General features: G+C 46.5%; 23 protein-coding genes. 9 read left to right on the top strand and 14 right to left on the bottom strand.

The genetic code is table 11. The features are described 5' to 3' along the window. Positions 1-147: 147 nt before the first annotated feature. From H9630_RS00110 to H9630_RS00100, 3 genes are read right to left on the bottom strand one after another with little or no spacing between them, the layout of a single operon-like run. Positions 148-1,056: a DMT family transporter gene (locus H9630_RS00110; protein WP_191713468.1), complete on the bottom strand. Its 909-nt coding sequence runs from the start codon at positions 1,054-1,056 to the stop codon at positions 148-150. A gap of 59 nt (positions 1,057-1,115) precedes the next feature. Next, the gene (locus H9630_RS00105) at positions 1,116-2,177 is read right to left on the bottom strand and encodes a copper resistance D family protein (RefSeq protein ID WP_191713467.1); all 1,062 of its coding nucleotides are present in this window, start codon (positions 2,175-2,177) and stop codon (positions 1,116-1,118) included. Beyond that, on the bottom strand, positions 2,174-2,707 hold the full coding sequence (locus H9630_RS00100) for a copper resistance CopC family protein (protein ID WP_191713466.1): 534 nt from the start codon (positions 2,705-2,707) through the stop codon (positions 2,174-2,176). Before H9630_RS00100 ends, H9630_RS00105 begins: the two co-directional genes overlap by 4 nt. 166 nt (positions 2,708-2,873) lie before the next feature. Between H9630_RS00100 and H9630_RS00095 the strand changes: the two genes are divergently transcribed. Next, entirely contained in the window at positions 2,874-4,880 is a 2,007-nt protein-coding gene (locus tag H9630_RS00095) for a bifunctional diguanylate cyclase/phosphodiesterase (protein WP_191713465.1), read from the top strand. A 69-nt stretch (positions 4,881-4,949) separates the two neighbouring features. On the opposite strand, the gene H9630_RS00090 is transcribed toward H9630_RS00095, so the two are convergent. The 5 genes from H9630_RS00090 to H9630_RS00070 all read right to left on the bottom strand — a co-directional run bounded on the left by H9630_RS00090 (position 4,950) and on the right by H9630_RS00070 (position 10,952). Then, entirely contained in the window at positions 4,950-5,417 is a 468-nt protein-coding gene (locus tag H9630_RS00090) for a threonine/serine exporter family protein (protein WP_191713464.1), read from the bottom strand. Positions 5,418-5,429: 12 nt separating this feature from the next. Beyond that, entirely contained in the window at positions 5,430-6,185 is a 756-nt protein-coding gene (locus tag H9630_RS00085) for a threonine/serine exporter family protein (RefSeq protein WP_191713463.1), read from the bottom strand. A 114-nt stretch (positions 6,186-6,299) separates the two neighbouring features. Beyond that, complete coding sequence (locus tag H9630_RS00080; protein ID WP_191713462.1) at positions 6,300-7,439, bottom strand: zinc-dependent alcohol dehydrogenase; 1,140 nt, start codon at positions 7,437-7,439, stop codon at positions 6,300-6,302. A 106-nt stretch (positions 7,440-7,545) separates the two neighbouring features. Beyond that, positions 7,546-9,702, bottom strand: coding sequence for a beta-propeller domain-containing protein (locus tag H9630_RS00075; RefSeq protein ID WP_225218299.1), 2,157 nt, complete (start codon positions 9,700-9,702; stop codon positions 7,546-7,548). Positions 9,703-9,770: 68 nt separating this feature from the next. Then, positions 9,771-10,952 (bottom strand): alanyl-tRNA editing protein, encoded by a 1,182-nt coding sequence (locus H9630_RS00070; RefSeq protein WP_191713461.1) that lies wholly within the window; start codon positions 10,950-10,952, stop codon positions 9,771-9,773. A gap of 94 nt (positions 10,953-11,046) precedes the next feature. On the opposite strand from H9630_RS00070, the gene H9630_RS00065 reads away from it, so the two are divergent. Continuing rightward, positions 11,047-11,958, top strand: coding sequence for a diacylglycerol/lipid kinase family protein (locus H9630_RS00065; protein ID WP_191713460.1), 912 nt, complete (start codon positions 11,047-11,049; stop codon positions 11,956-11,958). 76 nt (positions 11,959-12,034) lie between these two features. Here H9630_RS00065 and H9630_RS00060 read toward each other — a convergent pair whose 3' ends face one another. Further along, complete coding sequence (locus H9630_RS00060; protein ID WP_191713459.1) at positions 12,035-13,201, bottom strand: saccharopine dehydrogenase family protein; 1,167 nt, start codon at positions 13,199-13,201, stop codon at positions 12,035-12,037. Positions 13,202-13,222: 21 nt separating this feature from the next. Then, complete coding sequence (locus H9630_RS00055; RefSeq protein ID WP_191713458.1) at positions 13,223-14,704, bottom strand: aldehyde dehydrogenase family protein; 1,482 nt, start codon at positions 14,702-14,704, stop codon at positions 13,223-13,225. A 219-nt stretch (positions 14,705-14,923) separates the two neighbouring features. On the opposite strand from H9630_RS00055, the gene H9630_RS00050 reads away from it, so the two are divergent. Then, on the top strand, positions 14,924-15,793 hold the full coding sequence (locus H9630_RS00050; RefSeq protein WP_191713457.1) for a MerR family transcriptional regulator: 870 nt from the start codon (positions 14,924-14,926) through the stop codon (positions 15,791-15,793). Next, positions 15,786-15,914 (top strand): hypothetical protein, encoded by a 129-nt coding sequence (locus H9630_RS18845; protein WP_006829150.1) that lies wholly within the window; start codon positions 15,786-15,788, stop codon positions 15,912-15,914. The genes H9630_RS00050 and H9630_RS18845 overlap by 8 nt, the downstream gene beginning before the upstream one ends. 51 nt (positions 15,915-15,965) lie before the next feature. Here the strand turns inward: H9630_RS18845 and trhO are convergent, their stop codons facing one another. From trhO to H9630_RS00030, 4 genes are all read right to left on the bottom strand, one after another. After that, positions 15,966-16,928 (bottom strand): oxygen-dependent tRNA uridine(34) hydroxylase TrhO, encoded by a 963-nt coding sequence (gene trhO / locus H9630_RS00045; RefSeq protein ID WP_191713456.1) that lies wholly within the window; start codon positions 16,926-16,928, stop codon positions 15,966-15,968. A gap of 178 nt (positions 16,929-17,106) precedes the next feature. Next, positions 17,107-18,057 (bottom strand): 2-hydroxyacid dehydrogenase, encoded by a 951-nt coding sequence (locus tag H9630_RS00040; protein WP_191713455.1) that lies wholly within the window; start codon positions 18,055-18,057, stop codon positions 17,107-17,109. A gap of 75 nt (positions 18,058-18,132) precedes the next feature. Beyond that, entirely contained in the window at positions 18,133-18,744 is a 612-nt protein-coding gene (locus H9630_RS00035) for a DedA family protein (RefSeq protein ID WP_191713454.1), read from the bottom strand. Positions 18,745-18,758: 14 nt separating this feature from the next. Next, on the bottom strand, positions 18,759-19,847 hold the full coding sequence (locus tag H9630_RS00030; protein WP_191713453.1) for a metallophosphoesterase: 1,089 nt from the start codon (positions 19,845-19,847) through the stop codon (positions 18,759-18,761). Positions 19,848-20,059: 212 nt separating this feature from the next. On the opposite strand from H9630_RS00030, the gene H9630_RS00025 reads away from it, so the two are divergent. The 5 genes from H9630_RS00025 (at position 20,060) to H9630_RS00005 (ending at position 23,475) form a co-directional block, all read left to right on the top strand. Continuing rightward, the gene (locus tag H9630_RS00025; protein ID WP_191713452.1) at positions 20,060-20,407 is read left to right on the top strand and encodes a lmo0954 family membrane protein; all 348 of its coding nucleotides are present in this window, start codon (positions 20,060-20,062) and stop codon (positions 20,405-20,407) included. Positions 20,408-20,420: 13 nt separating this feature from the next. Further along, a complete protein-coding gene (locus tag H9630_RS00020; protein WP_191713451.1) occupies positions 20,421-21,059 on the top strand; it encodes a PspA/IM30 family protein in 639 nt (212 codons plus the stop codon). A gap of 64 nt (positions 21,060-21,123) precedes the next feature. Next, the gene (gene liaF / locus H9630_RS00015; RefSeq protein ID WP_191713450.1) at positions 21,124-21,822 is read left to right on the top strand and encodes a cell wall-active antibiotics response protein LiaF; all 699 of its coding nucleotides are present in this window, start codon (positions 21,124-21,126) and stop codon (positions 21,820-21,822) included. Beyond that, positions 21,819-22,865 (top strand): sensor histidine kinase, encoded by a 1,047-nt coding sequence (locus tag H9630_RS00010; protein WP_191713449.1) that lies wholly within the window; start codon positions 21,819-21,821, stop codon positions 22,863-22,865. The genes liaF and H9630_RS00010 overlap by 4 nt, the downstream gene beginning before the upstream one ends. Beyond that, the gene (locus H9630_RS00005; RefSeq protein ID WP_191713448.1) at positions 22,840-23,475 is read left to right on the top strand and encodes a response regulator transcription factor; all 636 of its coding nucleotides are present in this window, start codon (positions 22,840-22,842) and stop codon (positions 23,473-23,475) included. Before H9630_RS00010 ends, H9630_RS00005 begins: the two co-directional genes overlap by 26 nt. Positions 23,476-23,651 lie beyond the last annotated feature (176 nt).

Here is a 23,651-nt window from a genome sequence, read left to right as displayed (position 1 = left end):
TCCTTTTGATTGCTATAGCGGAATAAGCCAGAAAAGCGATGCCTTTTTAAGGGGCATCGCTTTTTCAGGTGATAGGCATCATTCATTACCATTTTGCTTTTATTGATCATATTGATCCGCGCCAAAGAACCGAATCCTTATGCTAATTCACCGTGCAGTTTTCTTCTTTGGATTGCCGGCAAGCGACAACCAGGTGACAAACACCAGCATGGCGAATGCCCCAAACAATTGAATCGGCGACAGCACCTGCCCGAACCAGAACACGGAGATGACCATTGCCGTCAACGGTTCCATGGATGAAAGAATGCTGGTTTCGACGGCCGTAATGTAGCGCATGCTGCTTAGAAACAAGATAAAGGCAGCTGTGCCGACGACAATAATGGCAAATATGGATCCAATTACCGGCCATTGGGCCAAGACCGGCCATTCATCTGAAAGGAAGATAGGATTTACCAGCCCTAAAAAAATTCCGCCAAAAAGCATCGACCAGCCGACAACGAGCAGGACGCCCCATTCCTGCATAAGCTGTGCAGGGTAAAGCGTATAAAATGTGAAAGCCAGTCCGACGAGAATTCCCCAGAAAAATGCTTCTCCGCTAATAATCAGTTGGTCAGGCCTGCCATTGGTCAGCAGCAGGAACAATCCCGCTAATGTTCCTGCCATTCCGATAATTTGGTAGACCGGCGGCAATTTTTTATGGGTTAGAGAAACAAAAGCAATAATATAGACAGGCGCCAAAAATTGCATCAAAGTGGCGACTACTGCATTGCTTGCTTCGATGGCAGCGACAAAACTATACTGGACACCCAACATTCCCAATACGGAAAATATCAGCAAAGGCCGGACCCACATTTTGTTGCGGAAAATGGCCGTAATTCGCACGCCTTTCAGCTTCAAGAAAAGAAGCAGGAAAAGGCCCGCCACCGTCAATCGTATAGTTAAGAGAAATGAAACGGAAATCCCGTAAACTTCCATGGTCCATTCCATCAAAGGACCCGAGGCTCCCCACAGCATCGCTCCGATTAATATCATGGCTATTCCTTTTAGACGTTCCATATCAGCTCTCCTTTCCTTCCAATAGAAAAACCAATCCCGAAAGATTGGCCATTAATTATTTAGAATGACAGATTCATCATTAAGCCCACGTAGAAACAAATGATAAAGCCGAGACTGAACAGCAATGACAGCCAAGCATTCAGCTGTCGGAAAAAACTCAACAGCATCATAGCCAATAGCAGCAAGCCAAGCCCCATCAGCAGTGAGCCGTTCAATGTCCAATCCAATCCGGCTGCCAGCGGGATATATAATGGTCCCGCCAATCCCTCCAAAAACCAAGCTCCGCCTTCAATCCGGAGTGTGTCATTAACGTCATGAGGAGGAGCCTGTTTGCTCATAAACGCAGTAAAAACAAAAACAAGCAGCAACAGGGTACTTTCAAGTTTTAGCCAAGACTGCCGGAAAACTTTTTGCTTATTGAGAAAGCCATTGATCAAAGCCGCCAACAGCACCGGAATAATGCTTAGGTGCTTCAGCAACAGCAATTGGCCATAAGGCAATGCCCAGGAATTCGCATAATCGGCCGGCGCCACAAAAAAGAACATAATAATGATGCCGCTGCCTATGACGGCTGCCACACAGAAAAACGCAAAAGGCGTAAACCAGGACAGAAAGCGCCGCCAATTTGAGCCATCCTTTGCGAACCAGCTTACATGGAGCAGAACCCCCGCCCACATTGCCATGAAAAGAACATGGATGGAATGAAGAGCGAAGCCGGCCCACAAATCAAGCGTGGAAATGTGGCTGTAAAAGCCCACGGTCAAAATAAGTAAAAATAAGTACAGCGCCTGAATATACCGGCTGCCCCCCAAATAGATGGAGATTCCCAAAATGATGCTGAGCAGCACCGTGATCAGCCAGCCTTGCCCTACCCGGAACCCGGTAATGGCATTCTGATAAGCCTCGCCCCATCCTTGGCTGCTCTGCAGGAATAAAGCCAATTCATAGACCGGCATAAAGGACAGCACAATAACACCGGCCGTACTGAGCAGCAGCAGAATTTTGGAAGTGGATAGCGATGGCTTTCGGTCATCCGGGATAAACTGGAGTACAATCGAGCCTGCGAGATACGAAAAAGCGACATACAGCAAGACATCGGCAATTGCGGAGAAAGACATCATTTTTTCTTCTTGAGCAACTTAAAGATTCCGTAGACGACCAAAACAGCAGCCGCCACAAGCAGAATCGTTACCAGTAAATTGCCGCCTTCTTCAGGCTGTTGTTCTACCACTTCTTCTGAAGGTGCCGCAGATTCCTCTGCCGGCTCTTCGGCTGTTTCAGCGGCAACCGGAGCTTCCTCTTCTTCAACAGTTACCCCAAAAGCGATTTCCCCTTCTATCGGGTGTCCATCTTCTCCAATGATATTCCAAAGAATACGATAAGATCCATTTTCCAAGGTTTCACTGAAAATGCCGTTCATTGTATCCCCTTCAATAGCAATACTGTCGAATTCAAAAGAACCGTTTTCTCCTTCAATTGTCATCGTACTGCCTTCTTCAATTCTTGTTCCAAAAACCAGTTCCGCCTCTTTTAAGGCTTCCGTCAAATTTTCACCTTCAGCAGGTGTCGATGACAATAGAGTCGTATGTGCCAGAGTTGAAAAAGGAATTATAAAAATCAGGAATAATAATACAAAAATTTTCTTTAACATACTCTTACCTCAATTTTCTTATGATTTATGCCTATTCTCTCACGATTATCGGCTAAAGGATAGTGAAAAAACCATAAACTTGTCATAGAGATTATTTTGAAAAGGATGACGATAGACCTTTTCTTCTCTATAATAAGAATAGACTACGGTTAAGGAGCGTCAAAGAATGAGCGAATTGCAAGGAAAATTAGCCGATACCCTCGTTTTCAACCATATTCCATTCCCCATCATCATCATGGATAAAAATGGGTTCATTGCATGGTGCAATCAGCATGCTGAACGTGTTTTCCAAATAGAATCCGAAGCTGTCAAAGGACAGCTCTCTCCTTATATGAATCCCGAAAAAGCAGCGTTGAACAAGCAGTCCTGGGACAAGTTACTAAAGACTAAGGAACCGGTCAGATTTGAAGATGTGGAAATCGAAATGGGCGACGGAGTAAAAGCATATACAACAGTTGTAGCCAAATCCTATACAGCCGACGACGAGCAGTATGTCATGACCATCTACGAACTGGACGAAACCGATGAAGACGGTTCTCCCGCTAAAGAATTAAACCATTTGCGGAACGGTCTGGACGACTCTTTCATGTTGCTTTATTTCGATCAGGAATTTTTGATTACCTATGCGAACCCACTGTTTTTGAAGTTGAGCAAGTGGACACCAAAACGTATTTTGGGCAAGCCTGTTTGGCATATGTTCGGAGACAGTGAAGAAGACGTTCAGTTTGTCGATTCGATTTTGTCCACTCTCAGACAAGGAAATGTCTGGAACGGTGAAGCGAAAAAAGTGAAAAAAGATGGAGAAATCTACTGGGTGGACTTAACGGCCATTCCGATGCAGCTTTCCGGTGATGATACTTATTACATTTTCCTGGAAAAAGACATAACCGCCAATAAGAAAGCCCAGCAGCATCTCGAAGAAATTGCTTTTATTGATCCGGTCACCGGCCTTGAGAATCGCCATCGCCTTGAACAGGTCGTAAATGAATACATAGAAGAAGAACGTCATTTCTCCTTTGTTTTCCTGGATATTGACCGTTTTTACACATTGCGCGACGTCTCGGATACGGATACAGAAAACGAGCTGCTCATCGAGTTCACTAAGCGCCTTCGGATGTATTTTTCCGATTCGATCATCACGCGTGCTGGCCTGCACGAATTTGCATTGGTTACACCGTTGAGCAACTGGTTTATCGAAGGCTTCCTTCATTACCTGAAGCAGCACCCGATTTACCTTCAAGGTACAGCAGTGCCATTGACCATCAGCGGTGCCATCACGAAATACCCTGAAGATCAGCAGAATTTCATGCATTTGATCAAAGCTTCCTATGCGACCATCAAAAAAGTGAAAGACCGTGGAGGCAGTGCCATTGCCGCACTGACATCTGATGACCACGAGCGGCTGAACCGTAAAGCATTTATCGAAAAACGGCTCATCTATGCCTTGGACCGCAAGAACTTACAGCTCCTCTACCAGCCGCAGGTCAATTTGAACAACGGCAAAGTGGAGCGCGTAGAAGCGTTGGTGCGTTGGACTGATTCGGAAATCGGTGTCATTACACCGGACGAACTGATTCCGATTGCTGAAGAAAATGGCTTGATCAATGAAATCGGCAGCTTTGTCGTCGAAACTGCCTGCCGTCAATTAAAAGAATGGCAAACCAAGGACATCGACTTGCAAATCAGCATCAACTCTTCTATCCGTGAGTTCAGAGACAAAGACATGGCGAAGATGGTACTTGAACAATTAAAAATCAATGACTGCAAAGCAAGTTCCTTGATGATCGAGATCACAGAGAAATTTGCACTTGAAGCAGAAGCGGAACGTTCGATTATGTCTCAAATGAAGACTCTTCAACAAGAAGGCATCAGTTTTGCGTTAGATGACTTCGGAACAGGTTACGCCTCATTCCGCTATATGCTTATGCTGCCAATTTCTTCATTAAAAATAGATCAAACGATTATTCAATCCATCACTAAACAGGAAAAAATACAAAAACTGATCAACGGCATGATTCAGTTCGGCAAATCACTCGACTTCCAAGTAACCGCTGAAGGCGTTGAAACCAATGAACAGTTTGAACTGTTGCGCGCCATGGGCTGCGACAGCCTTCAAGGCTACATCATCGGCCACCCGATGACAGCAGCAGATTTGGAGAAATGGTTGAACTAACTAGAAAAGCGGAAACGCCTGTTCAATCTCTCATTTCCACAAATTAAAAATGGGTCTGACTAACAAGAATCACTCTTGTGTCAGGCCCATTTTTCTTTGTATTCTTTTTGCCTGCCGCTTGAAGAACAGTTGCATCATCACTTCTGCAAAAACCAGTCCCATTGCCACAGCTCCGGAGATCATTAACGCTTCGGATGCGAAAGCGATAGCTTCCAGGTAATTGTTTTCAACGATGTTGCGCATAGCATTGTATGCCTTGCTTCCCGGAACCAATGGAATGATTCCCGCGATACTGAATATGATCATGGGCATCCGGAACTTCTTCGCCAGCAAATGGGCCACAATTGAAACAGCAAAGGCTCCAGCAAAAGAGGCTTGGACCGAATCCTCAAAGATCAGAAAGAAGCTGCGGTAAATGAGCCATCCGCTCATGCCCACCAGTCCACAACTGACCAGGGTCCGGCGCGGGGCATTGAAGATGACGCCAAATGCGCCTGCCGCCAAAAAACTAAGTAGCGCTTCCAATGGCCAATTCATTTGATTTCCTCCTTAAAACGATATGACTAAAGCGATTCCTGCACCGATGGCAAAGGCCGTCAAAAATGCCTCAGCTCCCTTGGACAAGCCGGATACAAAATGGCCCGCCATCAAATCCCGTACAGCATTTGTGATCAATAATCCCGGAACGAGCGGCATGATAGAACCGATGATCAGCGTATCCAAATTGGTCGCAATCCCTGAATAGACAGCGAGGGATGCAAGTATCCCGATTACAAAAGCTCCGATAAATTCAGCAAATATCTTAACACGCGTTTCTTCCAGGATCTTTTCCACAATGATGAAGCCGATTCCTCCGATTACAAAAGCAAATGGAAGGTTGATCCAACTGCCGCCCAATAAAATAAAAAAGCAGGCACTCGCCACTGAAGCGGCCAGGGTCTGCACCCATATACTGGATCGATAATTGGTTTGATCAATCATCAGCATTTCATCATAAGCCTGTTGCAATGTATATTCACCGGACACCAGGTTTCGTGAAACGGAATTGACGAGTGCCACCCGTTCCAAATCGGTGCTCCGGTTATTGATTCGAACAAATCGAGTTGCCAGCTCTTCACTTGGAGAAAACATGATGCCTGTTGGTGTAACAAAACAATGGGAGTTCACCATATTTTGCGATACCGCCATCCGGATCATTGTGTCCTCGACTCGATAGGTTTCGGCCCCGCTCTCCATCATGATTCTGCCCGCCAGCAAAAAACAATCCAACGCGAGTTCGCGCCGGGTCTCTCCTATTTGCGCCACATGTCTCTCTCCTCTCGCGGTCGGTTTCTGTACTCATCATAACGCACATGGACAAAAAATTAAACGCCCCAGGTCGTCGGGGCGTTTAATGGTGTGTTGGAGATGAATCGATAATTATGGTTTCAAGACGACTTTTGTACAATTATCCTGATGGTCGTTGAAAATCTGATATGCGTCTGCGGCACTTTCCAGCGGCACAATATGTGAAATGATTTCACGCGGATCGAATTCTCCGTTTTCGATTTTTTTGTAAAGCATCGGCATTAGGTGAATAACTGGAGCCTGTCCCATTTTCAAGGTGACGTTCCGCTCGAACATATTTCCAAGAGGGAACATATTGTACGTCAAGCCATAAACTCCTGTGAGCTGAATCGTACCAAATTTGCTGACGGCGTCTTTTGCAATATCAATTGCGCTGAGAGTACCACCTTGCAGCATCAATTTTTGCTGAGCTGCTTCTGCCGGCGATTTCTTGCCATCCATCCCTACGCAATCGATGACAACATTCGCCCCGCCTTGCGTGATTTCATGGATTAAAGCCCCTGTATTGTCATGTTTACTGAAATCAACAATTTCGACATTGTTCATTTTTTTAGCAAGTTCCATCCGGTAAGGAATTTCATCCACCGCAATTACGCGGCTGGCGCCTTGCATCCAGGCGAATTTCTGTGTCATGAGCCCGATAGGACCACAGCCTAACACAACAACCGTGTCGCCTTTTTTCACTCCTGCGTTTTCGACACTCCACCAAGCAGTCGGCAGAACGTCAGACAGGAACAGGAGTGATTCATCTTCCAACTCAGAGGATTCCGGGATGACAAGCGGCATGAAATTTCCGTAAGGTACACGCAAATATTCAGCTTGTCCACCAGAATAATCTCCATAGCGTTCCGTTAAGCCGAAATAGCCGCCTGTGTCGAAATGGGGGTTGCCATTTGAATTATCACACTGGCTCTCCATTTCATGGCTGCAATAAAAACAATGGCCACAGCTGACGTTGAAAGGAAGTACGATGCGATCTCCTTTTTTCACTTTGGTGACGCCTGACCCTACTTCTTCGACAATCCCCATCGGTTCATGCCCAATGACTGTATCTTTTGTCGTCGGCAAAGCGCCCTGATAAATATGCAAATCTGTTCCGCATATAGCCGTGGAAGTTATTTTCACGATAATATCATCATTTTTCTGGATTTCAGGATCTTTTACTTCTTTCACCTGCATGTTTTTTGTTCCTTGGAATGTTACGGCTTTCATCGATATCCCTCCATTTATAGTTTTCAGAATACTTCTCAACTTCCCTTTTTCTGCTAATTAAAAACATATAAAAAAAAGAGACGGATAAAAATCCGCCTCTTCTTTGCTACTGATCAAATTTCAGAATGCTGATGGGTTCAAATGTCTCCAGACCATAGCTCTTAATTTCACCATTCGCGACTGTATAAAGCGTGTCACCAACATAGAGGATCCGCTGTACAGCAGTGTTCCAATCTTCGTACTGATTGTCGCTTTGTTCGACCAAGCTTGCGGTTTGTGAAATGCCTTGGTCCGTGATGGTGTAGATCAACGCACCTTCGCCTTCAAATTCCACGTAATCGCCTGTAGTCTCTTTATAAATGGCAGCTGGAAAACCGAATAAGTTTTTCTCCTTATGCGTAAACAGCGCTTTATGGTCGTATTGAAGCGCTGAGTAAGTGCCTGCCCCTCCAATGATTTCCATATCTTTCTCTACTGGGGCATTAAAGTTACTGACGTCAAACAAAGAAATTTTCATGCCCCCTGTGACTACGCGCGGTTCTCCATTTTTTTCAGGCACCAGTTTCGTATCATAGCCGAAACCAATCAAATGATTGTCATCCAAAGGATGCAAGTAATTTGAGAAGCCCGGTATTTTCAATTCTCCTAGCACTTGCGGAGAAGAAGGCGCCGAAATATCAATGACGAAAAGGGGATCGGTTTCTTTGAAAGTCACCATATAGGCTTTATCTCCGATAAAGCGAGCGGAATAAACCCGTTCTCCAGGTGCCAAATCTTCCACTGATCCAACCTGCTTCATTTGTCCATCCAGAACGAACAGATGATTTTTCGATGGTGTGGTGAGATCCCAAGCAATCCCTTCTGTGGTCACCACTCGGAAATAGCCGTTGTGTTCATCCATGGAAAATTGGTTAAGAAGAGAACCCGTTATTTCTGAAGAAGCCAGGAACTCTACAGCCGTCCCGTTCAACCCGAATTTAAAAATCTCGGTATTGGCTTGTTCCGGAATCCAAATCATTGTTTCTCTGCCGCTCCGTACCGATTCATCATCCAACGGAACATAGGCAGAAGCGGTCAGATACAGATTTTCTTCATTCATGTAAAGCTGCTCACTGCCGCCCAAAAAACCTTCTGTCGAAATGTCGTTGGTTTCAGGTGCAGCAAGGTCGATCGCCGTGATGACGCTATAGCTGCCTTCCATCGTTCCAGGCAGAATCGCGATACTGTCGTAAGGGAGCGGTTGAAGGGTCCCGCCTTCTTTCGAATCATAGTGATGCGGCCGGAGTTCAGGCTCACTCTGTTCTTCCAAGATCCAATAATCGGGGTAAACATTGGTGACAAAGTAAAGGACATTGTTCGTCAGCCTTGCACCGTTCAAATTCCCTTCACTGCCAAACTCGCGGATCAGCTGAGGTGAAGTGGGCTTGCTGACATCGTATAAAGAAACAGATGTGACGTTCAAATGCGGCAACTGGTTCTCCGGCAGCTGGAAGTCATCTGTTGGCATGGCAGAAAAGCGGCTGCCCATAACCACCAAGGTGTCGCCTGATAAGAAAAGCTGCTGCGGATAAGTTTCTTCTGTAAATGGCAGCTCGGCAGCCACTGTCATTCCCTGCGGATTGCGGACATCCGAAATCACCACTCGAGACTCACTGATCGAGTAGACATACGAACCATCCGTTTTCACCAGGTCCGCTTCATCCACCCCATCCACCTGATTATTGGTGCTTGAATGACCTCCACCAGAACCTTCAGCTTCGCCTGCTGCAGAGTCGGAGGATTCGGCCGTCTCTTCACTGTTCTCTGCAACGGCCCCACCGTATCGCGGATTATTTCGCTGCATTTCCATCAGCCGGGAAAAGTACATGCGCAGCTCTTCTTCCTCTGACAGCTTTTCCAATTGTTCCTGAACAACGAACGTTATTTCAGTAGCTGCTAAGCTTTTTACAAAACTGTTTTGTAAGGCTTTTTTTTTGATATGCAATCGATATTCGCCTGTGGCCAGCCCCGGCACTTCCAAGGTCTTGCCATTGGCGTGGATGATCATTTCGGCAGCTATGTTTTCACCTTCTGCATCCGTGATGTACAGATCGCCGTTATTTACAGCATCCTGCTGAAGTGCAGAAGAAAAATTAGCTTTCCAGCCCTGCTCCGCTAACGCCACCGGAGATGCGCTCACCGACACCTTATCATTGAGAAAAACAAAAGCTAGAATAAGCGCTGTAGCCACGACAGCTGCAATGGCCCAGATTTTCTTCTTCATGATGCTTCACGCCCTTTCAGACATCCCTTTTCCCATTAGACAGCAATGCGCTGGAAAAGTTACACAGTTTATCCGAAATTCTTTACCATTGTCCGAAAAATCTCCTGGAATCTTTCTGGTGCTTCAGCAGTCTTGCCACCGCCTTGTGCAAACTGAGGATTGCCGCCGCCTTTCCCATCCGTCAATGCCAGCAGTTGCTTCAGCACTTCCCGCATATCGCCCGGCGCCTGTTCACCTTTTGCACAAACAAAACGCACATCATCCCCTGAACGGCTGATGAACAGCACGGTCGCCGCATGATGCCGGCTGATTACATAACGGGCGAGCTGTTGCAGCTCTTTGATCGGCCGGTCTTCAAACAATTTTTCGACAACGCCATTGTCTGGAAGAATCGCTTCCGCTTCCAGATTCAATAATTGTTCCTGCAAGGTTTTGATTGTTTTATCAGCTGTGGCTTTTTCAGCCAGCAAAGCCCCGGCAGCTTCGGACAATTCAGAAGCCGGCGCATTCAACTGAACAACCAATTTGTCAGTGGTGTCCATCAAAAAGTTAAAATACGTTAAAGCCCGATTGCCGCATAGAAAATAAACCCGTGTGCCGCCTTTCGCTTTTTCTGTGGAAATGATCTTCAACAGGCCGATGTCTGACGTGTTTTTGGGATGAGTGCCTCCGCACGCATTCAGATCAATGCCATCAATTCCAACCAAACGGATGTCGCCTTCAACTGCCGGCGGCTTTCTCAACTTTAATTCTTCGGCTTCTGCAGGACTGACCCACTTTGTGGAAATCACAAGGCGTCGGCTGATCGTTTTGTTGGCCATATCTTCGACTTCCAGCAGCTGTTCTTTTGTTACTGTATCCAAATCCAAATCGATGGAGACACGCTCTTGCCCTAAATGAAAACTTTGGGTTTTTAAGCCATATTCGTCCTCAAACAATGCGCTCAATAAATGTTGCCCGGCATGCTGCTGCATATGATCCCATCTTTTTTGCCAGTCCAATTTTGCAGCAAAACGTTCTTTTGGAAGCTCGACATCGGTATAATGGCGGATTTCTCCTTCCACTGTCTGGACATCCAGTACGTTTGCAGATCCGATATTGCCGGTATCTGCCGGTTGGCCGCCGCCTTCTGGATAGAAACAGCTTTGGTCCAAAACAGCATAAAAGCCTGCTTGATCTTTTCCAGTCTTTATCACTTCTACCATTGCTTCTGAAATCTCCGAATCCTGATAATATAATTTCATCGTCATGCTGACACCTCATTTTTTTGTAGTCTGCCATAGTTTACGGGATCTGTATTAGTGGGAATAGATAGATAAATAGAAGTACAGGAGGGCACATGAAATGCCTAAGTTCAATCGTTCCGTTTTATTGTATAACGGCAACGCAGGAGCGTCTACGATAGACTCCGTCCTGCGAATGGCCGTTCCGCACTTGGCTGAAGCCTCCAAGTCACTCGAACTTATCCAAACTGAATCACCCGAAGAGTTCGAAAATGCCTGCCAGACAGCTGCAACCCATGCAGACATTTTGTTTATCGCTGGAGGCGATGGGACGGTCCATTCTGCAGTCCGTGCCTTATCAGCTATTCCCGCCCCTCCTCCGATGGCTATATTGCCAAGTGGCACGTGCAATGATTTTGCACGCACCTTGAATATCCCTTTAGACTTGAATTTAGCAGCGGAAGAATTGATCAATGGGGAATTTAGGGATATCGACACGGGTCGGATCAATGGCGGGTCTTTCCTTAACTTTGCTGGCATCGGGCTGATCACGGATGCGTCTTCAAATATTGATCCTCATCTAAAAGAGCGTTATGGTAAGCTGAGCTATTTTATGAGTGCGCTGCAATCCATGCGACAGGCAGACCCATTCCCCGTGCAGCTGAAGATTGATGGCATCACCTATGCTGAAGAAGGCGTGCTGGTTCTTGTCATGAACGGCAAATCGATCGGTACGCATAACTTCCCATTGGCCACAATCGATCCGGCAGATGGCCTATTGGATCTATTTATTATCCAAACATCTTCTTTGGCTGCCCTGCGTGAATGGTTTTCATTGTCGCAGCCTGAAGTGGTGACTGAAGAACTTGAGCATATCGTCCATTACCAAGGAAAATCCATTTCCATCAAAACAACGGAAGAATTGGATGTCGATACCGATGGCGAAATCTATTTAAAGACACCGCTCGATATCGAAATTCAGCCGGGCAGCCTAAAAATGCTAGTGCCCAAACGAGCAGAAGAACTGATATAAGCCGAAAAAAGGCATGGCTCCAATAGGAACCCTGCCTTTTCACTGTTCGTTTTTAAAACGGCCAGAACTTAATTCATCAACTTTGGAAAGCCGAACGATGGACTGTCTCCTCGATGTCCACTCCGCGCTTGGCCATTTCCTGGATATATGCATCTCCCGGAACAATCATTTCCGGCGGATAGGCGCCCCGCTTATCAATAATTCCCTTGCCGATCATCTGCGCAACGACTGAAATCGTATAGGCAGTCGCACGGGCCATTGCCGTTACACCTGTCTTCGGGTCTTTCACGGTCACCATATTGTATTCGTAGGTGATTTCCTCTCCTTCTTTCACTCCTGATACCAACACCCGCAAGACGACGGCATCCTGCTTGTCTCCAAGTGCGGTTATCGGTTCAAGTACCGCTTTTAGAACAGCGCGAAGGTTCACTTCCCGTCCATCCACTTCCACGGTTTTTTTACGATCGGTAAAACCGAGATCCACCAATAGCTTAAATTTCTTGGCATGCCCCTTATAGCGCAAAGTTTTGTATTCCAAAGAATCGACATCACTGAAGGTATCCGTCAAAGTCGAAGTCCCGCCCGAAGTATGGAAGGCCTCCAGTTCACCAAAATTCTTAAAAGTGACATGTTCGATTTCGGATAATGATTCAACTTCCAGCAGCTTGCCGCTGCGAATGACATGGGATTTATCTGTGTAATGGTCAAAGACCCCTTCCAATGAAAAGACATGATTATACTCAAGAGGCGGTTCTGGATGAAGTGGGATGCCTCCGACATACAACCGTATATCTGATACTTGGTCCAGTTTGCCCGCACCATAGCCAGTCAGGATGTTGATCATTCCTGGAGCCACGCCCAGATCAGGAATCAGCGTGACTCTTTGTTGCTGGGCTTTTTCGTGCATGTCCAGGACAGCATCTGTAGCACCTCCAATATGGCCACCCAAATCGACAACGTGAACCCCGTATTGAAGGGCGGTGGCCGCCACTTTTTCATTGAAAGTATAAAATAGCGCATTGATGACAATGTCGCCTTTATTGATAGTTTCTGCCAATGCAGCATCATCAGCAGCATCTAGTTTCAGTACTTCCAGTTTATCGCTGCCAAGCTGCTCACAGAACAATTTTGCCTGGCTGATGTTGCGATCCGCTAAAAAGACTCGTTCCACCGCTTCCTCTTCAACCAGGTCCCGAGCCGCTTGTTTGCCCATCAATCCTGCGCCTAATACGACGATTTTCATCTCCCGCATCCCCTTTCGCCATTAAATGTCATTATCAATCTGAGCACGCTGCAATTTTCCGCTGTAATCGATATAGACACTTTTCCATTCAGTAAAGACATCTAAGGCAGCAACTCCCGAATCGCGGTGCCCGTTGCCTGTTCCTTTTGTCCCGCCGAACGGCAAGTGGATTTCCGCTCCTGTCGTACCAGCATTGATATAAACGATTCCAGTATCCAAATCACGCTGCGCTTTGAATGCCCGATTCACATCAGCGGTGTAAATGGAACTGGATAACCCATAAATCACGCCATTGTTGACATCGATCGCCTCTTCGAAACTTGATACTTCAATTATTGACACGACGGGCCCGAAAATTTCTTCCTGTGCAATGCGCATATCCGGCTTAACATCTGTAAACAATGTCGGAGCGTAATAGTTCCCTTTATAATAGATGCCCCCAGTCAGGATCTCGCCGCCCACCAGCAGTGTAGCTCCTTCCTGACGGCCGACTTCAATATAGGAATGGATTTTTTCAAGTGCCTGGCGATTGATGACCGGCCCCACTTTGACGGACTCGTCCATTCCATCTCCAATCGTCAGCGCTTCCATCTTGGACAGCAGACGCTTCTGCAGCTCTTCTTTAACGCCTGCATGAACAATCACCCGGCTGCATGCCGTACAGCGCTGGCCGGCGGTTCCGAATGCACTCCACAGAATCCCTTCCACCGCCAAGTCCAGATCGGCATCTTCCATGACGATTACAGCGTTCTTGCCTCCCATTTCAAGCGATACTTTCTTCAGGTTGCGGCCACCTGCCTCTGCCACTTTGCGCCCGGTTTCTGTAGATCCTGTAAATGAAATGACGCGAACGCCTTGATGCTCAATAAGAGCTGTCCCGACTTCTTGGCCCGATCCGAAGACAATATTGGCGACTCCTTCCGGAAGCCCGGCTTCTTCGAATATTTTCGCCATTTCGTAAGCCATCATTGGCGTTTCGGTGGCCGGTTTCCAAACGAATGTATTGCCTGCCACAATAGCCGGAAACGACTTCCATGTGGCAATCGCCACTGGGAAATTCCAAGGCGTGATCAATCCTACAACGCCGATTGGCGAACGGATGCTCATGGCAAATTTATCCGCCAGTTCTGATGGTGTCGTTTCACCAAATAACCGCCTGCCTTCCCCAGCCATGTAATAAGCCATATCAATTCCTTCCTGCACTTCACCGCGCCCTTCTTCGATGACTTTCCCCATTTCTTTCGTCAATACTTGAGCCAGCTGCTCTTTTCGTTCTTTCATCAGCCGCCCGATTTCATATAAATAAGCTGCACGTTTGGGAGCTGGCACATTTGCCCATTTTTTCTGCGCTTTTAGAGCCGCTTGTACTGCCAAGTCGACATCCTCTGCAGTGGACATTCTTACTTGAGCCAGCTCTTCTCCATTTGCCGGATTCAAAACTGGCCTGAATTTTGCCTGCTCTGCCTGTTGCCATTGGCCGTTCACGAAATTGGTCAATTTCATCATCATTGCCCCTTTCATCACTCGACTTTTGAGAACGCTTTCATTTTCATTATTCCATAGATAACTAGAAAATCCTAGGAAGTTTCTGAAATGTCTGTTTTTATTATTTTCTAAATTACACAGTTTTAAAGCAGAAATAATACATTTCAGCATCTTTTTCTCGAAACTATTGACACTGACGGTGCGTTATAGTGTATTTTAAAGAGAGAGGTGATTAGATTGTACAAAGTACAAGAAGTGGCAAAAATAGCGGGCGTCAGTGTTCGGACCCTCCATCACTACGACAGCATCGGTTTATTGAAACCGTCTAATATCGGCACCAACCGTTACCGCTACTACAATGGCAAAGATTTAAAATTGCTTCAACAGATTTTATTCTTAAAAGAATTGGATTTTTCGCTGAAGAAAATCCAGGAACTTGTGGCTGATGGCTTTGACCAGGAATATGCATTGTCCCAGCACATTGAATTGCTTGAACAAAAGAAACAGCGCATTGAAAATCTGATTGAAAATGCACAACAGACCCACCTGGAACTGCAGGGGCTGCAGAGCTTGCCAGATGCAGAACGTTTCTCGGCTTTCTCAAGCCAAAAGCAGGAAGACCTGCTCAAGAAATACCAAAAGACTGACGTGGACGTTCCTGTCTTCGAGCAGACTGAACCACCGCTAGAAACTTATCAGGCTGTACCGAGTTATGACAAAGAGGACTCCGCGGTTGCCGTTGCGGTCGCTCCAGTTGAAACGGCTTTGCATGAAGAACCTGCAGCAGCTTACAGCGAACCCGTGAAGGTGGAAAAAGAAGAAGAGGACTTGGACGAAATCAACCGTGAAGGGGACCGCATTTACAATACGGTTGCCAGTTTGATGCATTTGCCTCCACAGGCTGCTCCTGTCCAAACGGAGATGAAAGCTTACTACACGCTTTTGAACCGCTTCTATGATTGTTCACCGAAAATGTTCCGAGGCCTGGGTGACTTGTATGCATCCGATAGCCGGTTCGCCAATAATATCGATCAGCACGGTGAAGGATTGGCTAAGTACCTCAAAGAAGCCATGTATGTCTATGCTGAAGGTTTACAGGATGCGTGAACTCATCGGGCCCTGCAGCAATTGTGGTAAAGACGTCTATTGCCGTGATGGATTTCTCGATGGAGTTTATGTAGACGGAGAATTGGTCTGCTTTGACTGCCAGGAAGAAGTAGAAAAATAAACGGAATCCAAAACAAAAAAGCTGCCGATTCGGCAGCTTTTTTAGATTCCATTAAACGTTAGTTGTTTCTTTCAACGCATCAAGACGCGCCTGTACTTGTTCCCCGTTCAATCCGTGTTCAAAAGCATAACGGTTGCGCGGGTGTTCGCGGCATTCATCTGAACATGAACGCATGTATTTATGTTCGTTTTCTTCAGAAGCCAGAATTTTCGCGTTGCATTCAGGATTCGCGCAGTTTACATAGCGTTCGCAAGGTTCACCAGTAAAATGGTCTTTTCCAACAATCGTGTGTTCAATTTGGTTGACCGGCACAGCGATACGCTCATCAAAGACGTATAATTGTCCGTCCCACAGGTCGCCTTTCACTTCAGGATCTTTGCCGTAAGTGACAATACCGCCATGTAATTGAGCAACATCTTCAAAGCCTTCTTTTTTCAGCCAGCCTGAGAATTTTTCACAGCGGATGCCGCCTGTACAATACGTCAAAATTTTCTTGCCTTCGAATTGTTCTTTGTTGTCACGGATCCATTCCGGAAGGTCACGGAAGTTTTCAATATCCGGACGGACCGAGTTGCGGAAATGCCCAAGATCGTATTCGTAATCATTGCGCGCATCCAAGACGATAGTGTCCTGCTGCTGCATCTGCTTGTAAAATTCAACCGGCTCCAAGTAAGTGCCTGTCAGTTCATTCGGGTTGATATCTTCTTCAAGTCCAAGGTGAACGATTTCTTTTTTCGCACGAACATGCATTTTTTTGAATGCATGGCCTTCAGCAGCGTCAATTTTGAAAACGATGTCTGAGAAGCGCGGATCGCTTTTCACCATTTCCATATAAGCCTCAGTTTGTTCAATAGTTCCTGAACATGTACCATTGATTCCTTCTTCAGAAACAAGGATACGCCCTTTCAGCTCAAGCTCTTTACAGGCCGCCAAATGCTCAACCGCAAAAGCCTCCGGATCTTCAATCGGTGTATATAGGTAATAAAGTAAGACATTGTGTGTATGATTTTGCATGAATCATACCTCCTATTTCCTCAATTTGTTTCTGTGCCGAAAAGGCAGTGAAAACCTCAACCATTTTACAATAAATAACGGCAAAGTTCAACTTCGGCTCGTTGGAAGAAATCCCGCACTCCATTCTTAACTTCAAAAAAGACAGCTGAACGGCAGCTGTCTTTTTCTTTAAATTTATTCAGCAGACTCTGTTTTTCACCGACCGGCTTTCCAGACAAGCGCTGATTGCTTCTGCATTCAACGCCATCATCTCCAGACGGGTCTGAATCGTTGCACTGCCGATATGCGGCAATACCGTAACATTCGGCAATGTCAGCAGCGGATGATCGAGCGGAACTGGTTCCTGCTCAAAGACATCGAGCCCGGCGCCCCAAATTTTGTTGTCTTTTAAAGCTTCGTATAAAGCCATTTCATCGACGATGCCGCCTCTGGCAACGTTGATGAGGCAAGCAGTGTCTTTCATCAATTCCAATTCGGCTGCTCCGATCATCCCTTCGGTTTCCGGTGTCAGCGGCGTCAAGATGACCACATAATCCGAAACCTTCAGCAATTCCTCGAATCCGGCATAACGCACATCTTCCAAGCTTCGACGCGTCCGGTTATGATACAGGACGTCCATGCCAAATCCTTGCGCACGGCGAGCCACCGCTTCGCCGATACGTCCCATGCCAATGATTCCAAGCGTTGCCCCGCCAACATTCTGTCCCGTCATCCCCATTGGAGTCCAGGATTTCCATTCACCTGAGCGAACCGTCTTTTCCGCTTCAATGATTCTGCGGGCTGTTGCCAGGAGTAAAGCAAAGGTCAGGTCTGCAGTAGCTTCCGTCAAGACATCAGGTGTGTTGGTGACGGTCACACCATGTTTGCGGGCTGCCCCCAAGTCAATATTGTTGTAGCCAACTGCCAGATTGCTGACAATTTTCAAGTTAGGTGCTGCTTCAAATACTTCATTATCGATTTGGTCGGACAGCATCGTCCAAAGCGCATGCGCTTCTTTCGCTTCTTCAAGCAATTTTTCGCGTGGTGCGTGGGTGTCTTCTTCCGGCCACATCCGGACTTCATATTGTTCCTTTAATCCAGCTACTGCCTTATCCGGCAGTTTTTGTGTGATGAATACAATCGGCTTCATAGAAATCCCCCATTCTCTGCTATGCCCTGATTATAGCAATTTAAAAAACTGCGGGCAATTGCCAGCAGTTTCCTGTTAGTTGCGTGCTCTAATCTTCTTAAAATAATACCAAATAGCCGCGATACCGCATAATGCTATCAAAACATAGACTACGTTGGAGTAGAGTTCCAATTGATGCATGATTTGCTCTCTATTATCGCCTACTGCTTCTCCGACAAACACCAATACCGTATTCCAGATCAAGGTGCCAAGAGTCGTAAAAGTTAAGAATAGCCAAAATTTCATATTCGACATCCCTGCAGGAATTGAAATGAGACTGCGCACTAAAGGAATTAACCGTCCGAAAAACACTGTCCATATTCCAAAGCGGTCGAACCAGGCATCTGCTTTATGTATATCAGACTTCTTCACACGCAACCAATTGCCGTACTTATCAATGATTTTTTCCAATCGCTCCACGTCCAGCAACAAACCGACACCGTATAAAGCAACTGCACCCACAACCGATCCGGCAGTCGAGGCCATGATCACTCCCGGTATAGTCATCGTTGTCGTTGTGGTCATAAATCCACCGACCGTCAAAATCACTTCTGACGGTATCGGCGGAAAAACATTCTCCAGCATAATCAGCAGAAAGATGCCGAAATAGCCATAATCCGACATGACTGATGTAATCCAATCTTCCATCTAAACACTCCTTTTTACGAAGAAGGCCGGAAATTCATTTTCACCGACCATAGTTCTGAGCGGCTTCCAATACGCAAAGGCGGTCCCCAAAAGCCGAAACCCGAAGATACCACGAAATGCGTCTTCTTTATTAACCGATACCCGTAATCCAATTCAAAAATCCTTCTTGTCAATAAATGATTGGGCCACATCTGTCCTTTGTGGGTATGGCCTGACATATGGAAATCGGCATCCAGTTCCACCGGTTTTTTCAGATCAGAAGGTGTATGGTCCATGATGATCCACGGCATTCCGCCTTTTTCCGGCTTCAGCTGAGCCAGCGGATGGCGCTTGCCGTTCGTCCGGTCTTCACGCCCCGTCAAATAGAAACGATTTCCCACAAGAATAGTTTCATCTCTTAATATATTTACTCCCGATTTTTCCATCAGCCTTACCAGCAAAGGAATTTTTTTGCCGTAGTATTCGTGGTTCCCCAATACTCCGTAAACACCAAGTGAAGGATGCAATTGCGCCATTACCTCGCCCATGCCATAGCGGGCAAACCAGACAGGATCATCGTCCACGAGATCACCAGCTAAAAACACTACATCCGGATCGAGCGCATTGGTCTTGTCCACGAAACGCTGCAAATGGCTTTTCCCTGATAAAACCCCCAGATGAAAATCGGAGCCGATGACCATATGCAAAGGATCGGCTTCTTTTCCATCTACTGTGATTTCCAGGTTCCGGACGACCGGACTATAAGCCAAATAAGTGCCCACAATAAATATCACCAGCAATATTATCGCAGCAGCACTGCCGATAATGAACACATCGTCCATAAACTCAACTGCCAGTACGAGGACATTCGCAACCGGAATCACCAGGATCGCATACTGTAAAAATGCGAACCAATAGGAACCCAGAATCGTGAAACCCAACCACTTGTGGCCGATTCGCCCAATGATGTAACTATAGGCAACAACCAGCCACAGAACCGCAAAAACCCATGGATTCGCCCCTTCCCAAAAACTGGCCAGCCAACTATAGACCGCCCAGCCAAGATACGCAATGAGTGATGTATAAACCAATAAGGCACCACCGATGCCCGCCAGTATTTTCATAGAGGACCGCCTCTTTCTTCTTATAAAATAGATCCCATTTGAAATGGTTAATGTTTTATTGGAGTAGAAAATAGTATAGCACTTCACCTCCCAATTTGCGGTACTTAGACGCTTCTACGCCTCAGGTCCTAGTAAAAGATGCAGTCAGAGACCGTATTGGAAAATGCGCATGCTTAGTATGATTAGGTTAGAAATTGAGAGGAGGAAAAAAGATGAACAAATTTTGGTTAATTACCCTCGGCATCATTGCCGGAATCGTCGCACTTTCCAACCTGGGCCCAATGATCGGACTGGCAGTATCGTTAGTGATTGTCTATGCGGGGGTGCATTATTACTTAAGAAGCACCACGGCATTGGCGAAATTCTGGTGGGCATTTGTTGGTGTCATCGGCGGACTTGCAGCCATATCGAATGTGCCTGCATTGATCGGCGCCGCTGCACTTGCTGGCTTGTGGATGATCTACCGCCAATGGAATGGCCAAAGCGTTTCACTTGAAGCTGTGAAAGAAAGCGATCCATTTACGAACTTTGAACATCAATGGAATAAATTAAACAAATAAGGAGGAAACGAATATGACAACTTTATGGGAACGTTTCAAATTTGCCGTCGCAACTGACCTGGATGCGGTCGTTGCAAAGAAAGAGGAAAAGAATCCGCTCGCATTATTGAACCGCTACATCACAGAAGCTGAAAATCAGACAACGGCTACAGGGAAATGGGTAGAGCGCCAGTCCCAACTCAATGGTAAACTGGAGAAAGAACTGGCTGAGGCATCTGCTATGCTCGACAAACGCCAAAACCAATTGGAATTGGCGCAAGCTTCCGGCGAATCCGACCTTGCTGATTTTGCCGCAATGGAAGTGCAGGCTTACAGCGACCGCGTCAAGACTTTGCAGCAAAACCTGGATGAAAACATCGCTGAACTCACTGGCCTTGAACACCGTTACGAGGAAATGAAGCATAAAGTGAAAGACATGAAAGTGAAACAGCTGCAATTGATGGGCAAGGAAAATGCAACACGTGCCCATCATCAGATGGATAAAGTACTGAGTCCTGAGCTCGTCGCCGAACGCATCGGTTCATTCGACGACATGGCTTCCTATATCACAACGCTGGGCGCTAAAGTTGAAGAACGCCACGAACGTTCAGCAATGGAACGCCGTCTTGAATCTTTAGAAAAAAATAGCGCAAACCACAAAGAAATTGTTTAAACTGAAATGAGAAGAAGCTTTTCTTCTTCTCATTTTTTCTGATACAAAGAAGGAGGCAAAAGCTATGCAGCATTTTTCAACAAACAGGCAAGCGTTTTTTCTGTTGAGCGCTTTATTATTGATATTCGTAGAAGCTGCCTTCTTTGGAAACGGCAGTGTGTTTTTGATTCTTCTTGGTATCGGAACCATCTATTATGCGTTGCGAAATAACGTGAAATACCGCCGTTCTTATTTTTGGACAGGTGCTTTTCTCATCGGGGTTTCCATCCTGTCGATGTGGAGTTTGCGGCTGATGGTTTTCGGACTGGCCATCTACCTCCTGCTTCGTTTATGGAAAGGCGAAGAGTGGCTGCAGACCGCGCCTCTTTACGGTTCTACTGATAAAGGATTAATCCAAAACAAAGTCATGTCCGCCCAAAGCACACCGATCGAGTCCTATGAATGGAAAGATATTCATGTACAAGGCTTTATCGGCGATATCCTGGTCGATACCACCCATACCGTATTGCCGAAAAAGACCTCATTAGTTTCCATTCGCCAAGGATTCGGGAAAGTCCAGGTTGTCGTGCCTTATGAAGTTCCTGTACGCGTCTTCTATTCGACACTCCTGGGAGAAGCCCGGTTTTTCACTGGAAACAAACAACGGATTGTGAATGGCACAATCCACGCGGAAGACGGCTATCCCGCAGATGAGGGCAGTAAAGTCGAATTGATCATTTCCGTCACTACATGGATGGGAGATGTCGAGGTGATCCGCAGATGAAACAGATTCTGCCCCGTAGCCTGTTTTTCATATTGTTATTCGCATTGATCGTCTTCAGCATCCTTTTTGCATTGCTCGGACTGCCAACGGTCAACAGCTGGTCCGTCTTGTGGGAAGATTTTATCGCTGGTTTGCCTTTGGGCATTTGGCTGCTTGTCTTGATGCTGGCGTTGTCTGTCGGCATCTCGTGGTGGACCGAGTCCTTATCACGGGCAAAAGTTCAGGAGATTGAAGAAATTTTCCAAGCCCTTCTGCGCAATGAAGACAAGACAGTCGTTCAGGCAGCTCAAATGAAAACCCTGCCGCGCAATTTATCCAGATCCATCTTGAAGCTGCAGAAACTGTTGGAATCACAACGGAAAAGCCTGACACGCATCGCCAATGAACGGGCTGAAACACAGGATCAAATCATACAGGAACGCCTGATCATGGAACGCCAGCGGCTCGCCAGGGAATTGCATGATTCCGTATCGCAGCAGTTATTTGCCGCTTCCATGCTGCTGTCTTCCATGACTGAAAACGAAGATGTACAGCCCGGCCTATTGCAGACGGAGAAGATGGTCCAGCAGGCACAACTTGAAATGCGTGCACTGCTTTTGCATTTGCGTCCTGCCGCCCTGCATGACAAGAGTCTGCGCCAGGGTCTGTTTGAACTGGTCAGTGAATTAAAGGAAAAAGTTTATTTTACAATCGAGCACAAACTGGAAGAAGTACCTCTACAAAAAGGCGCAGAAGACCACCTGTTCCGCATTGCACAGGAAACTTTATCGAACACACTGCGCCATTCCAAAGCGACCGAAGTCCATATTCTTTTTATTGAGCGCGATAATTTTGCGATTTTGCGCATTCAGGACAATGGCGTCGGTTTTGAAAGCGAACAATCCAAATCAACTTCTTACGGGTTGAAACATATTGAAGAACGCGCCATCGAAATCGGCGCGACCAGCAAAATTGTTTCCGTCCCTTCCGAAGGTACGATTGTGGAAGTAAAAGTTCCGATTGAAAGGAAGAAAGCCCATGATTCGCATCTTATTAGTGGATGATCACGAAATGGTCCGCATCGGTGTCTCAGCTTATCTCCAATCCCAGAAGGATATGGAAGTAGCCGGCGAAGCATCGAATGGCCAGGAAGCGGTTGAAATGGCATTGGAGCTGCGCCCAGACTTGATTTTGATGGACATGGTGATGCCCATCATGAATGGTGCGGAAGCGACAAAAGCCATTGTCGACCAATGGCCAGAAGCAAAGATCATGATCGTCACCAGTTTCCTCGACGACGATAAAGTTTACCCGGCTCTTCAAGCGGGAGCCGTCAGCTACATATTAAAAACTTCCAAAGCTTCACGAATTGCCGACTCCATTCGCGAAACGATGAACGGCACACCGGTTCTCGAACCGGAAGTGATGAGCAAAATGATGAAACAGATGCGCCATGAACGCGTCCTTCACGATGACTTGACCGAACGGGAAATGGAAATCCTTCTGCTGCTTGCAGGCGGCTTGACCAATCAGGAAATAGCGGATCAATTATTCATCGCCCTCAAAACCGTCAAAACCCATGTCAGCAACATCCTGGCCAAGTTGGAAGTCCATGACCGGACGCAAGCAGTCATTTATGCCTTCCAGCATAAGCTGATTTCTCCACCTAAATAAACCATGAATAAAGCCGGACAGCTTTTACGCTGTCCGGCTTCTTTACTTAGAGAAATATAATTTTCCAGCTGTTCTTTCAATGTCCAGACTCCAGCGCCCAGCTCTTTGGGTCATAAGCCAACCCAGCTGCGCGGCAAAAAACGCCACACTGCTGGTCTGTCTTATGCCCGGCAGAG

It is taken from the genome of Planococcus wigleyi, from assembly GCF_014836985.1.
Classification (GTDB): Bacteria; Bacillota; Bacilli; order Bacillales_A; family Planococcaceae; genus Planococcus; species Planococcus notacanthi.
This window is presented reverse-complemented; position numbering and strand designations above follow the sequence as displayed.